The 13265-nt window shown below is 61.4% G+C and carries 16 protein-coding genes; 9 read left to right on the top strand and 7 right to left on the bottom strand.

Annotated elements, in window-relative coordinates:
* The first annotated feature begins 265 nt into the window (after positions 1-265).
* The 5 genes from JZ791_RS02440 (at position 266) to JZ791_RS02420 (ending at position 6023) form a co-directional block, all read left to right on the top strand.
* The gene (locus JZ791_RS02440; RefSeq protein WP_216892451.1) at positions 266-1180 is read left to right on the top strand and encodes a DUF7064 domain-containing protein; all 915 of its coding nucleotides are present in this window, start codon (positions 266-268) and stop codon (positions 1178-1180) included.
* Positions 1181-1242: 62 nt separating this feature from the next.
* Complete coding sequence (locus JZ791_RS02435; RefSeq protein ID WP_216892450.1) at positions 1243-2334, top strand: oxidoreductase family protein; 1092 nt, start codon at positions 1243-1245, stop codon at positions 2332-2334.
* A gap of 120 nt (positions 2335-2454) precedes the next feature.
* Positions 2455-3573 carry a LuxR C-terminal-related transcriptional regulator gene (locus tag JZ791_RS02430; protein WP_216892449.1) on the top strand — a complete coding sequence of 373 codons (1119 nt, stop codon included), beginning with the start codon at positions 2455-2457 and terminating at the stop codon, positions 3571-3573.
* Between the two features lie 298 nt (positions 3574-3871).
* Positions 3872-4522, top strand: a complete 651-nt coding sequence (locus JZ791_RS46380) for a helix-turn-helix transcriptional regulator (protein ID WP_216892448.1) — start codon at positions 3872-3874, stop codon at positions 4520-4522.
* Between the two features lie 1138 nt (positions 4523-5660).
* A complete protein-coding gene (locus tag JZ791_RS02420; protein ID WP_308162725.1) occupies positions 5661-6023 on the top strand; it encodes a helix-turn-helix domain-containing protein in 363 nt (120 codons plus the stop codon).
* 379 nt (positions 6024-6402) lie between these two features.
* Here the strand turns inward: JZ791_RS02420 and JZ791_RS02415 are convergent, their stop codons facing one another.
* Complete coding sequence (locus JZ791_RS02415) at positions 6403-7338, bottom strand: GlxA family transcriptional regulator (protein WP_216892447.1); 936 nt, start codon at positions 7336-7338, stop codon at positions 6403-6405.
* Between the two features lie 71 nt (positions 7339-7409).
* Between JZ791_RS02415 and JZ791_RS02410 the strand changes: the two genes are divergently transcribed.
* Positions 7410-7745: a cupin domain-containing protein gene (locus tag JZ791_RS02410; protein ID WP_216892446.1), complete on the top strand. Its 336-nt coding sequence runs from the start codon at positions 7410-7412 to the stop codon at positions 7743-7745.
* A 162-nt stretch (positions 7746-7907) separates the two neighbouring features.
* Here JZ791_RS02410 and JZ791_RS02405 read toward each other — a convergent pair whose 3' ends face one another.
* The 3 genes from JZ791_RS02405 to JZ791_RS02395 form a co-directional block, all read right to left on the bottom strand.
* A complete protein-coding gene (locus JZ791_RS02405; protein WP_216892445.1) occupies positions 7908-8306 on the bottom strand; it encodes a hypothetical protein in 399 nt (132 codons plus the stop codon).
* 224 nt (positions 8307-8530) lie between these two features.
* The gene (locus JZ791_RS02400) at positions 8531-8845 is read right to left on the bottom strand and encodes a transcriptional regulator (RefSeq protein WP_216892444.1); all 315 of its coding nucleotides are present in this window, start codon (positions 8843-8845) and stop codon (positions 8531-8533) included.
* On the bottom strand, positions 8842-9336 hold the full coding sequence (locus JZ791_RS02395) for a hypothetical protein (protein ID WP_216892443.1): 495 nt from the start codon (positions 9334-9336) through the stop codon (positions 8842-8844). The genes JZ791_RS02400 and JZ791_RS02395 overlap by 4 nt, the downstream gene beginning before the upstream one ends.
* 519 nt (positions 9337-9855) lie before the next feature.
* Here JZ791_RS02395 and JZ791_RS02390 point away from each other — a divergent pair.
* The 3 genes from JZ791_RS02390 to JZ791_RS02380 all read left to right on the top strand — a co-directional run bounded on the left by JZ791_RS02390 (position 9856) and on the right by JZ791_RS02380 (position 11088).
* Positions 9856-10011, top strand: coding sequence for a hypothetical protein (locus JZ791_RS02390; protein WP_216892442.1), 156 nt, complete (start codon positions 9856-9858; stop codon positions 10009-10011).
* Positions 10012-10258: 247 nt separating this feature from the next.
* The gene (locus JZ791_RS02385) at positions 10259-10573 is read left to right on the top strand and encodes a hypothetical protein (protein WP_216892441.1); all 315 of its coding nucleotides are present in this window, start codon (positions 10259-10261) and stop codon (positions 10571-10573) included.
* Between the two features lie 215 nt (positions 10574-10788).
* A complete protein-coding gene (locus JZ791_RS02380) occupies positions 10789-11088 on the top strand; it encodes a hypothetical protein (protein WP_216892440.1) in 300 nt (99 codons plus the stop codon).
* A 251-nt stretch (positions 11089-11339) separates the two neighbouring features.
* Here JZ791_RS02380 and JZ791_RS02375 read toward each other — a convergent pair whose 3' ends face one another.
* Genes JZ791_RS02375 through JZ791_RS02365 form a run of 3 tightly spaced genes read right to left on the bottom strand, consistent with a single transcriptional unit; the run spans position 11340 to position 13248 of the window.
* Positions 11340-11546, bottom strand: coding sequence for a CDGSH iron-sulfur domain-containing protein (locus JZ791_RS02375; protein ID WP_216892439.1), 207 nt, complete (start codon positions 11544-11546; stop codon positions 11340-11342).
* Positions 11524-12177 (bottom strand): HemK2/MTQ2 family protein methyltransferase, encoded by a 654-nt coding sequence (locus JZ791_RS02370; RefSeq protein WP_216892517.1) that lies wholly within the window; start codon positions 12175-12177, stop codon positions 11524-11526. The genes JZ791_RS02375 and JZ791_RS02370 overlap by 23 nt, the downstream gene beginning before the upstream one ends.
* A 30-nt stretch (positions 12178-12207) precedes the next feature.
* A complete protein-coding gene (locus JZ791_RS02365) occupies positions 12208-13248 on the bottom strand; it encodes an iron-containing redox enzyme family protein (RefSeq protein WP_216892438.1) in 1041 nt (346 codons plus the stop codon).
* Positions 13249-13265 lie beyond the last annotated feature (17 nt).

The following is a 13265-nucleotide window of genomic DNA, read 5'->3' as shown; positions in this document are numbered from 1 at the left end:
GGAGTATGAGTTCAGGCGGGCGCCCCAACCACTCCCGTCACAATAGGCCGACCGACGATCACTCCGACAACTCCCGGAGCTGGCCACCAATGGGGCTGACGAGCAGATCACTCCCACAAGGAAATGGTCCGCAATACATTTCACCTCACCACAAAACAACCAGTGGTTCGGTCCCAGCACACCCGGGCCGCAAACCGATCGGTGACGCAAATACCGAGTCACGTGAACCCGACTCATGGAAACCGAGACCGAAAGGAACAACTAGATGACTTCCACCCTCACCGCACATCCCGACTATCGTCGCCATAACCTCGGAGACGATCCCTTGGGCCGCGAATCTCTGCTTTTCCTGTTCCAGTTACCGGCGGAACGTATCGGCCTCGCCTTCTACACCTGGGTCACCAGCGACCACAAGACGGGGTACGCAGCCTGGGTCTACGGCGGAAACTCTGACGGAAGTGCGATATTTGAACACCGCGACGGCGCAAGTGTGGATCCAAATGCCGACTTCGATGCGTGGCAAGCTTTCGACCTGACGATTAATCATTCCCCAGACCAGCTGGTTACCTCCGTCAAATTTGCCGGCGACAGCTTCCAGGCCGACCTCGAGTTTACGCCGTTCCACGACGCGTACCTGTATTCGAGCCATCCGCTTGGCTGCCCACCATTCTTCGCGACCGACCGCCTGGAGCAATCCGGAACCTATCGCGGGACTCTCCAGTTTGCTGGTCGAGAAATCACTGTCGATACCTCAGGTCATCACGATCACTCCTGGGGGATACGCGACTGGGAATCAATTCAGCACTACAAATGGTTCGAAACCACGACCGACACCACGGCAGTGCACATCCTGGACATTTATGGTCTCGGCGAACGAACCACTATGGGTTACGTACATAAAGAGGGCATTACGTCCCCCGTCGAATCGGCAAAGTGGGACGTCGAATACAACGCTCAAAACTTCCAGACATCCACCCGAGTCGACGTCATCGATGAAGCCGGACGATCTACCTCTGTGACCTGCGATCCGTACGCGTACTTCGAATTTCCGGTCAGCCCGAGAACCACTCTCCTTGACGTCGTCGTCCGGGCTGAGATCGACGGAAATGCTGGCAGCGGGTTTGCCGACTGGGCCTGGCCAAAAGATTATCTCAGCCATCTCCGCGAACGCGAACAGTAATACGTCAGGTACCCATATTGAACGCCTCACCCGAACAGTAAACGAAGGACACAAGAAAACCAATGTACACGAACTTGCGACCGGCATACAAAGTCAACGAAGTCACCACAGAATGGCTCGAACAGGCGCTACGCGAAGCGAGACTGATCAACGGCGATAAAATCACCCACCTGGAATACTCTGCCTGCGGAACCGGGCAGCTCGCGGACAGCTATCGGTTTTCAATCTCTTACGACCGGCCATCCAGCGGTCCAAAGACAGTTGTCGCCAAGTTCCCTTCCGAGGATCCCACAAGCCGCGAGTTTGCGCGAGCCAACGGGTTTTACAAGTCCGAGATCGAGTTTTACCAAACCATTAGACCCGGACTTGATCTCAGTGCCCCGGTGGCCTTGTTCGCCGCACTGGACGCTAATGAATGCGACTTCATGCTCGTCATGGAGGACATCGGCGAAACACGTTCGGTCGACCAGAATGCGGGATGCACCCCAGACGATGCAGCAAACGTCGTCCGACAGGCCGCAATGCTGCACGCCGGCAGCTGGGGAAACAAGAAGCTTCAGCAGGTTCCCTGGCTCAAAAGCATTGGGTCAGCTTTTGTTCAGGTTACCGAGAACTTCTCTGACATAACGAACATGTTCCGAAGCAACTTCGGAGACGTGGTATCCGAGGAGTGCTTCCAGGTGGCCGAGAAATCACTCTCTGCATCTCGAGCATGGATTGATGTACTTCAACGTCCGGTCTGTCTATGGCATTCCGATTTCCGAGCCGACAACCTTCTCTTCGACGCGGGTAATCAGAATGGATTGGTTACCGTATTAGACTGGCAAACACTTGGATATGGTAGCGGCACAATCGACATGAGCCATTTCCTTACTCTGTCCCTGGAAACCGAGGTACGGCGCCAGCACGAGGAGGGCCTCGTAAAGGAATATCACGAAGCTCTCGTCTCGAACGGGGTCGAAGGATATAGCCTCGAAGAATGCTGGCAAGACTATCGAGTTAACAGCCTCTATTCGTTGCAATCAGGAATTTTCGCAGCAAACCAGGTGAAACGGACACCTCGAGGAGACGAGATGTGGCGCATATGGGTCGAGCGAGCGACCGTACAAGTCCAAGACCACGATACCATTGAGTTGCTGACACGACGTCGCTGACCAGCTACAGTGGACTGTTGTACATCAGGATTCGGGCTGGATACCCCTCCATGGCGCCTGGGATTCCTTTCGTACAACGGCCCTGCGACAATGTGAGTTCCAATGCCAGATTTTCACTCGATGCACTACGACCGCGATGATCACAAGGAGCGCGTTAAGGCTCTAACTGAGCGGATTCGCGCTGCTCGTACGGAAGCCTCTGAGAACGGTGCCGCGATTGGGTCTCGGGATCTCCGCGCTTACAGGAAGACCATCGACCAACTCGCCAGTCCTCGGCACCAGACAATGCCGCCTGCCTTTGGCAGCGATGTTGGTATTCTCGAATCTGAGTGGGAGCGATCGTTACAGCAGGACTGGGCAACGAACACACGCGTGATAAACGAGATGGAAGCGGCCGTTCTTGAATTTCAAGATCTTCGTCGAGGAGAATACCTGGAGCAGGTGCCTCGCATTATAGGAGAGATTTGCGGGTTTCAGAAGGTACTTTTCTCGGTAGTCCAAGGCACGCACTGGATCCCGGTCACCATGTGGGCAAAGGATCCATCGGAAATCACCGCTATCCGGTTGGATAAATATCTCAAAGACAACCCCGTGATTCGTCTGGTGGGTCGTCTCCCGGAGGCAGAGATGGCGCGCCGCCGACGTCCGCTTCTCGTGATGAATGCCCTTACCGATCCCCACACTCACAAGCCGCCGATCGTACTGTCGAATGCCACCGACTATGCTGGAGCACCTTTGTTTGTGGATGGACGTATTGCAGGGTTTCTTCACATCGATCGCGCGATTCAGGCTCGCCCTCCGAACGAGACCGACATGCTCTGGCTCCATCGATACGCATCGATTGTTGCAGGTATGTACAGCATCACGTTGTCCTCCAGACGAGAGAAGCGGACACAGACAAACTTCGATCGAGTTTCTTTAATGCTGAACGAGCTCCGGCCGTGCGGCGGGCAAAGTTTCGTTTCGCCGGAGGTTCAACAGAATAAGAGCGGTCCAGCCCCTAGAAAGTTTAATCAAGTCGAATCACTTCCAATGTCCCGCCTGAGTGCACGCGAGTATCAGGTTCTGCAGGAGTTGAGCAAAGGAATGACCAATCAGGCGATAGCAACGGAGTTGTGTGTGAGTATTCATACCGTCCGGACGCATGTTCGGCAAATACTTAAAAAGATGCGCGTGACTAATCGCGCTGCCGCAGTGGCAGGCTTCCATTCGGCACTACGAGAACGCTCAGATGGTTAAATCAACTGCTTCGCGGTCAGCCGTAGCGACCTGGCGGCGACCGACTAACCAGGATGGCGGCTTTCCATCCGATCCAGCCACGGGCCCCGGCCAGGTGTTCCCGTCCTCGGAATCACTTGTCTCGGCACAGGGACTTCAGAGGTGGTATGAGTTTCTATCGGTCGGTTCGGAACCATTTGAAACTGTTTCTACTGAGGACGAACTAATTACCGGAATCGCTGCCTCCTGCAGGCAGTGGCTGTCCGCTCGTACGATTTGGCATGCCCGTGTCGCCGACCATAAAGTAACTATGCTCGGGGTGGACGACGGAGACGTAGATCGGTCGCTCCTAAATATTCTGTCCTCGACTTCTGGCGATTTCGATGTAGCCAACCAAACTGGGTGTGTTCAACTTCCCGCCGGACACCCACTTTATTCCGTGGCGGGTCACCAGCTGATTACCGTCTCGGCTCTGACGCCACATGTAGCGGCGGAAGTCGACCTTCTCTACGTTGGTCATGACTCGACACCGGACTGTGTCACTATTCAGATTCAACAAGCTATGTCGCTGGTTGCCGGTATCGCGAGACGACGAATATATTTCGAACAGGTCTTGGAACGTCAGAAACAGGTAGCACTAGCCGCTTCGGAAGCTCTCGTAGATATCTCAGCGGGTTTTATCGACTTAGCGAGCAATAACGATGACGTCGAGTTCAGTCGATCACTGCCATTTCAGACCATCGGACAATCGCCACAGAATGTAAATTTTGAAGATATTTTTACGCCACGCCAGATCGAGATTCTGGAACTGATGACGAAAGGCTTGAGCAATAAGGAGATTTCGGACTCCTTGGTCCTGTCAATCGCAACAGTGAAGCACCATGTCCGTGCGGTCCTGCAGAAGTTCGGGGCGGCCAATCGTGTCGAGGCGATTGCTCTTATCGGACGATTAACCCGCGTTCGTAATTGACGAATGCAGTCAGTCGGGCGCGTTACGCGGCATAGTTCTTCGTCACTTCGAGTTTGATCCAGAACCGGCACGGGTCGTCGTGGGCAGACGCTAAGAAATCCTCCGCAGCCTGACCACCTCCTGCCACACGGAGTCATCCGCGTAGTCGGTTCTGACGATGACGGCGTCGAAATCATCGCGAGCGGCGTAATCCGGCAGCGGCCTCATCGCTGAATCTCCCAGTCTCTCGTCGATCCGATTCACGATGCTATTCGATCTCCGCAGACCGCACGCTCCCCCGACCTGTTCCACGAGGCCTGCTCTTCTCACCATGGTGCGAGGACCAGAGTTACTGCCGGGTGTGGGCCACCAGTGCAACGGCTTCGTCGTCACCCTGATGTGTGTCCCCCAGTGATGTCGACCGTTTCTTCGATGACGACCGTGGCCTGCTCGCACCCCTGGCAGGTCAGCACCACAGCGCGCTGCGGCATCAGACACCGCAGGCTTGCACGACGGCCCGTACACGTTGCATCAGCTGCGCCACTCCCGCCTGACCCACGCCGCGGAAGACGGTGCCTCGACTCCGGTGTCGATGATGCTGTTGGGTCAGACCTCGATACGCGGCCTCGTCGAATACGCGCAGGTCTCCGACGAAGGATGACGCCGGTGTACCGGATCTACCCCCGGTCGCGATGATCCGAAACCGTCTACCTCGCCTGAAATAATCACTCGACACTGACAGAGGAAAATCTGTGGTGTCGGGGGTAGACATTCGGTGTGGGCCGGTATACAGTCACTGTCGTTGCAGATGAGAAGGCACGTTGGCCGGGTAGGTGAGCTACCCGGAAGCACGAGTTCGACCGTCCCCTTCCGGCGGAGGCGCTAATCCGGTGTAGTCGGCCGGACCGCCCGGAAGGGGACGAAGAAGCAAGGAAGAACAGCAAGACCGAAGTACGCAAGGGCAGGACCCGTCGATCCAGGAGGTGGTGCTCACTGAGTAGTCGTTTATCGGTTCCGTGTCCCGGAATATGGCGGGCGCGGTGTAGGACATCGGCCCACGTGGCCGATGGAATGAATTGATATCAATCCCTCCCTTCGTAGATCCCAGGCCCCGGCGCACACGCGCCGGGGCCTGTCAGCGTTGAACCCGAGAGGTGCTGTGTCCCCACCGAACCCTGACCCCATCGACGGCCCCAGTGCCGCGGACAAACTCGATGACGACACCTACCCCGCCTACAGCATGGGCAGGGCCGCGGAGATCCTCGGTGTCACCCAAGTATTTCTGCGCGGCCTGGACGCGGTGCAACTGCTCACCCCGCAACGATCAGCAGGCGGGCACCGCCGCTACTCCCGCTACCAGTTGCGCATCGCCGGGCGCGTACGCGAACTCGTGGATGCCGGTAACACCCTCGAGTCGGCCTGCCAGATCGTCATCCTGCAAGACCAGCTTGCCGAAGCCCAACGCGTCAACACCGACCTGCAACACACCCTCGACCAACGCCCCGACCCCGACCGACACTGAACAGACGACCATCATTCAGCCGTACCCGCTCCCGGCCGGCGATGTCGTCCAACTCCCCGAGGCCGCCGAGGCCCGGCCTCGCACGCGTCCTGGCCGACGTACTCGACCCCGGCCCCGACGATCGAACCGCCTAACACCCGCTGGCGGTAGCCTCTAACGGCCGTGCCGTCCTGGTACCGGAGCTCAGGGACTCGAACCCCGAACCTGCCGATTAAGAGTCAGCAGGTTCGCCACGGGGGTGAAAATATGCCATGAAATATACCGGTGCGCTGAGCAGTGAGAAGTTCGGTTTCGAACACCGGAATGTTCTCCGGACCAGCTGTTGTGTAGCAGGATGTTGGTGACGGGCGGAGACCCGGAATGCATCGATCTCCGTCGGTCACGAGACCCTGAACGCTCGCCGGTAGGCGCCCGGGGTCGTGCCCACCTGAGCGCGGAAACGGCGGCGCAGGTTTACCGCCGAGGTGAGTCCGACGCGGGCCGCGATCGCTTCCACTGGCAGGTCTGTCTCTTCCAGAAGGATGCGTGCCGCAGCGATCCGGCGGGACAGCAGCCACGCTCCCGGGCTCGTGTTGAGTTGGTCGGTGAAGCGCCGTGCCAGTGTGCGGGGCGCGATGGTGAGGTGCGCGGCCATATCACCGACCGACATCGGTGTCGCGAGGTGTGCGCCAGCCCATTCGAGCAGGCCGTCCAGCGCGTCCGCGGGCGGCGGGGGCGGCGCGTACTGTGCCTGGCCGCCGTCGCGGTGCGGTGGCATCACCATGTGGCGCGCGACGAGTGCAGCATGCGCGGCCCCGTGGTCTTGTCGGACGAGGTGCAGGCACAGGTCGATACCCGCTCCCGCCCCAGCGCTCGTGGCGACGTCGCCGTGGTCCACGTAGAGCACGTCCGGCTCCACGCGTATCCGCGGGAACTCCTGCCGCAACTGCTCGGCGCGCGCCCAGTGTGTCGTGGCCGAGCGGCCGTCCAATAATCCCGTGCGGGCCAGGGCGAACACCCCAGAGCAGATCGTGACAAGCCGCGTCCCACGGTCGTGTGCCTGCAGCAGCGCGCGGCGCACGCGGGCCGACAGCGGCGCCTCCACTGGCGCCCAGCCCGGGATGAGCACGGTGTCCGCGTATGCGAGCGCCGAAAGGCCCCGTGTCACGGCCATCGAGTACCCGGCCGATGTCGGCACCGGGCCAGGCGTCTCCGTGCACACCTCGAACTCGTAGTGCTGCGGCACCCCGGCACGCACTGTACCGAACACCTCCGCGGCGCAGCCGAGCTCGAACGTCGACTGCACCGGCCGCACCAAGGCCACCACGCGATGCATGGCAGAAAAGTACCCTATGACGTCTTTCTCGACACTGTCTCGACGCGATCATGCACGGCACCGTGGAAGACATGGACCCTGAGATCCTCGCCCAGGAGGGCTACACCTCCGTATCCGTCACCGAGTCCCCCGTCCGCGAGATCTTCCCCGGGATCCGGCTACGTCCGCTCTGGAAGGGACCGAGCGGCGCGCACGCCAACGTGCTGGAGATGGACCCGGGCACGTCGTGGCCGCGCCGCGACATCCATGAGCCCGGACCGGAGGAGGTCTACGTGGTCGACGGGACATTCAACGATGGCGCGCTCGACTACCCGGCCGGGACGTTTCTGCATGCCCCGGCGGGGTCGTGGCATGTGCCCGCATCCACTACGGGCTGCACGCTGTTTCTCTTCTACCCGGAGGGCTAGCTAGTCCCGTTATCGGTCCGGGTCGTCTCTCGCATCCTTCCCACTCGGCAATGAGATCGGCGCGAACGAGTCGATCCTCGCGGGTCTTCAACCAGAGCTTCCCCATCCGACGGGAATCTCTGCGCGGCAATCGAATTCGGTACCGGAGGCGATCCTGTGGGATCAGTGAGCCGAGCCGGTCGGCAGTCGCAGTGGCGGCACGTTGTCGACCTGTGCTGACCTGTAGTACACATCGAACGGGACGCCGTCGACGACATTGCCCTTCTTATCCGACTCGGGCGGGCAGCTCGGGCTGATGATTCCTTGTTTGTGCGGGAGTATCAAGGTTGAGTCGTCGTGGTCCACCAGGTGAGGCACCTCGGCGGTTCCGGTATAGAGACAGTGTGCGTCGTACTCGATCTGGTATTCGTCGTTGGTGTTGTTGGTGCACTGCCACTCTTCGCAATCGACACCCGGTGCGAGATGGGTGACCGAGTCGGCGGCGGCTTGGGGGATGAACAGTCCGGTGGCTGCGATGCCGAGGGCGGCGACACCCAGGGCTTTGACCAGTCGCTTATTCATTACTTGTCACTCCGATCCGAACGAACGATATGAATTCCGCACCGCGTGAGATCGCGCGACGACGGTTTTTACAGCAGGCCCCGTTGTGTGTACGAAGCTGCTGGGTCAGTGGGGTTTCCGACTACCCGAGGTGCGCCGGTCTGCTGGGACTGGGTGGATGCGTCGCAGGGCTTCGACGTGGCGCGAGGCGGATCACAGGGCCTGGCACCTGCCCGCGAGCGTCCTTACGCCCGGTCGCGCGGCGGTGCGCCCGCTTGGTCGAGGATCGCCTGTAATGCCTGGGCGTGTGCGTGGAGGCGCTGGCGTCCGTGGTCGGTGGCGCGCACGGTGGTCTTGGGTACCCGTCCGGAGTAGGCGCGCTGCTGCTCGATATAGCCGTCGTTACGGAGCGTGGTCAGCTGTTTGGACAGCGCCGAATCCGATAGTCCGACCGCACCGCGCAGGAAAGCGAACTCACACCACTGCGCCGCGGACAACACGGACATCACCGTCAGTCGCGTCGGGTCCGAGAGCAGCCGGTCCAGTTCCGGGCCACTCATCGGCTCGAAGGCCGCGCCATCAGCTGCTGACTCAGGGCGAACAATCCGGTAGCCGCGGCCGCATACAGCAGGCCCGCAACGGTATTCGGATAACCGGGCACACCGAGCGCCGTGGCGAGGGAGTGGGCGAGACCGGTGCCGTACCGCACGATCAGCCACCCGAGCACCGCCGCGGCGAACAACACGGCGATATAAACCCGCGGCTGCGACGACTGCCGGGGAGCCACCCCACGCACCAGGCTCAACGGAGCCGACCGGGTGAACAGCCTGACCGTCAACGTGGCCAGCAGCAAGACCAAGACCCCTGCCCCGATCACCTTGCGGCCACCGATCCCGACCACATCGTTCGCCGCCGTCGCTGCGACGGAGAAAACGAACATCGCCACGTAGAACCAGCCTGGCACCCGTGCTGCCCGCCTCGTCCGCTCCTGATGTGCCGTCATCAACGCGAGCGCTTCCTGTGCGTGGCGCTGGTTCTGGTCTTCGTTCATCACTGCCTCCATCGACTACTTGCCTAGCTAGAAAGTACATACTCCTTTCCGGTAGGGCAAGTAGTCGACGGGGAGACGCGGTCTCGGCAAGGCTGGTCGCGGCCCGCCGGGTCGCGCCTTACCTGCGTTGTTGCCGCCACGCTCGGAAACCCGCAATGGACGAGCGGTGGTGCCATCCGACGCTGCGAGAACACCGCCTGGGTCAGGTTCGCGCCACCCAGGTGCGCGCTTGGTCCACGGTGAGGTTCGTCAGGGAGGTGTAGCGACCCGCGGTGACCTGGTGGTGATGCGGCGGTATTCGCGGCGTGCCTCGGTGTTCAGCCTGCTTTCTCGAGTTTTTAGGCCATGGGATGTGTTCAGAACGTTGAGAAGAGGACGTGGGCATGCGATATGCCGCTGTCTTGTTTGGCCCCGGAGGTGTCGGGTATAGCCGATTGGAGTTCATCGCTGTAGCTTGGTCGTTTCACTCGACATCTTAAGTGTGGTAACGGTCGGCAAGAGAGTAAAGGAGCTGTATCCATGATTATCCTCGGTATTATTCTACTGGTGGTCGGGTTTATCTTCTCGATCCCGATCCTGTGGACGCTGGGCATTATTGCCGCTGTAATCGGCGTTGTCCTTGCCCTTCTCGGAGCGCTGGGGCGGCCGGTCGCGGGCCGAGCTCACTATTTCTAGAACCACTCGGTACGGGCGCGCACTCGGCGCAGGGCGAACTGGCCGTAGGCGCGCCCATATCCACCTGCGGCTCGGGCGCCGAAGCAGCTCGCCGCGCTGAGGTGTAAGGGCCCCGCTCCGAGAGGCGCATTGCTCGTTACACGCGCAGCGATCACACGCAGATCCGGGCATTGGACACACGTGGGTGCGGAAACGTACTGCGGCACCGGACGACAATGTTCACCAAGATGTAGAGGGGCATGATTCTATGCGGGTATCGGGGTACGGCGTCGTCGCGCTCGGTGTCGCTTTATCGGTCGTTGTGGCCGGTTGCGAGAAAACTCAGGAAATCACCAATAAGGGTGGCGACACGCCCTGTAGTGAATTCACCAAGCAGGACGACAACACCCAGCACATCACGGTCCGCAAATACTTACAGCAGGATGACAAAACGACCTCGACGCCAGACGATCAGACCGTCGAGCGCGCTATTTCTGCTATCGGGCTCATGTGCAAGGTCCAAGCCAATCCGGACACCCCGATCCGCAACGCGGACTTGAGCGGCATCCTCGTCCCCAAGTAAAACGGTCCGTCCTTGTGGTGGCGGCACAGTCGCTTCCGGAACAGCACCGGAACGAGTGGTTGCGTGAACCGGGTTCGTGGCTACGCTTGGGAGGACGATCAGTGCGGTGCCGACTACGGCACGTGTCGACGATCGGGGCTGAAGACTGGCCCGCGAGAAATGCAGTGCGCTACACACCGTGGCGGGCTGTCACGACAGCGGAAAGGACCAGACAGATGCTGATGCTCACTCCCACTGCCGTAGAGGCAGTTCGCACCCTGACCTCAACCGAGGGCGCGCAGACCGACGCCGGACTGCGGATCTCCGCGACAGGCGGCGCCAATACACTATCGATGGCGGTCGCCACGAGACCGGCCGAACAGGACCAGATCATTACGACCGAAGGGTCGCGGATCTTCCTGGACGAGCAGGCCGCAGCCCTCCTGGACGACAAGATCCTCGACACCGGACTGGACCCGGACGGTCAAGGCGGCTTCGTTCTTGCGGAGCAAGACCACGGTGCCACCGGCTGGTAACGCGCCGGCGGCATCCATCGCTTGACTCCTGCCGCTCGCCGGGCCAGCGCTCTTTCCGGCGAGGCGCGCGGTCACGCAGCCGCGACGCTTGTGGCCGCGCGGGCGCAGCGGCGAGGTAGTGTCGGGCAGCCGGTCCGTGACTTCGCCCGGATCACCCGCGTAGGCGACCACCGCGGAGCTGTTGGGCATGCGGTGGTCGCCTACTGCGCGAGCCGTTCTGTTGCGGGTGCGAACGTCGTGCTGATTTCGGTTCATTCTGTGCGGCGGCGGCGACGGTGGCTGGTGTCGCAGAACGGGTAGTCGTTCGAGCGGCGGCACAGACACAATGCGACGATGAACCGGTCCGAGCGGACGGCCCGCCCGTCGTCGGTGACGATCTCGACGGGCCCTTCGATCAGTGCCGGGCCGTCCCGGGTGAGGGTAACCTTTCGAATATCACGGCCGGGTTCTGTCGGCACGAATCACCACCACCTCTTCGTGTTGCTGGCCGGGCTCGACCAGGCCGGCCGATTCCAGCCATCGCGCGCGGGCGTTCATCACCGGGCCGAAGGCAATTCGCTGCCGCACCACGACGGCCGCTTTCAGTCCACCCTCACGCAGCATTCGCACAGTCGACTCCGAACCGCAGACCTCGGAATGGACGATCAGGCCGTAGCCTTGGTGGTCGAGCAGATCGGGTAGTGCCCGGCAGAACCGGTCGAGCAGCACCCGGCCGTCCGGCCCACCGTCCCAGGCACGTTCGGGCCCGGTTGTGGGCGGTGCGCCAGGCGACGGTACATACGGCGGATTGGCTACCACCACATCGAAACGCTTTCCGCGAGCGAACTCGGTGATATCACGGCGCACCACCTGCACCCGGCGGCGATGCAGGTACGCGTTCAACCGCGCCGAGACCGCCGCGCGGCGGGAGATGTCCACCGCGGTCACATGACCGGCGCCGGCCGCGGCCGCGCGGATCGCGACCGCGCCGCTGCCGGTGAAGGCGTCGAGCACACGTTCACCCGGCCGCAGCGGCGCGTCGAGAAGGGCTTGTACCAATAGTCGGGTATCGGCCTGCGGGCGATACACCCCTGGCACCGGCAAGATGATCACGGCGGGCGTATACCCGTTCCCGCCGAGTTAATCAGCAGCGCCTACGGGCGGGCGAGCCGGCGCGTCAGGGTCGGGGAGTGGCTCGCGCAAGGAGGTGCGAGCGGCCCGCCAGTTGTCGTGTAGCACATGCTGTTCGAAGCGGTCCTCCAACAGGTTCGTCACCTGGATTCCGAAGACAACCGATTCGGTCAGCTGTGGCTCGCGGCGTAGCAGGTCACCGAGCACGTCCCGGCGCATGATCTGCTCGTGCACCGCATCCGCTTCGACATGCTCGGTGTAGAACAGCACGCAGGCCGGATCGGCATCGAGTCGCCGGAGGGCCTGCACCATGCGCCGCGAGCCCGGCGGGGAGGTGATCTCGACCGTCGCGAAGTGGCCGACCAGAGCGCCCCGTAACGATCGATGCAGACCGAACAGCGACATCATGTTCACCAAAGCCAGCATCGGGGCGGGGACCTGGTTCAGATAGTGCAGGTAGCCCGAGTTCAAGCCCGCGCCGGCCAGCAACTCGGCGAACAACCGGGCATGTACGCGCTCGGCTCGCCCGGCGCCGAACTCGTCGTATTCGACCGCGACCAGCGCGGCCTTGGCCTGCCCGCGTAGTCGCGGCACGGCCCAGATGTAGGGGTCGGCTTCCTTGTGGTGGTAGATCGACCGGTGCGCGAAATACTCACGTATGTGCCACCATTCACCCTCGGTACGCAGGAACTCGCTGATGCCGGCGGCTTCCGCGGGTTCGGTCACCAGGGTCTCCAGTTCGGCGGCGAGGTCCGCGCCGCCGGGCACGTCCCGGCGTAGGGCCGATTCGAAGTGCTTCTCCATCCGGGCACGCAGTTCCAGCAGCTCCAGATCCCATTCCATGTCCGCATCGACCGACGTGAAGCCACGGTAGGCCAGCTCATAGCAATTGTGCAGCGCGAGGTGCAGATCCTCGCCGTACGGGTCGGCCGACTCGATGTCGGGCCAGTCGATCTGCCGGTCACCAGCCAGCAGTGCATGGACCGCAGCCGATATCGGCCCGCGGGCTCCGGGCACATCCAGTTCGTCTTCATCGCTGACAGGATTCACACGCTCCGTATACCCCC

Origin of the sequence: Nocardia alni, assembly GCF_019038435.1 — a bacterium.
Lineage (GTDB): Bacteria > Actinomycetota > Actinomycetes > Mycobacteriales > Mycobacteriaceae > Nocardia > Nocardia alni.
Note: the sequence above shows the minus strand (reverse complement) of the source record. Positions and strands in the feature narration are given on the sequence as shown.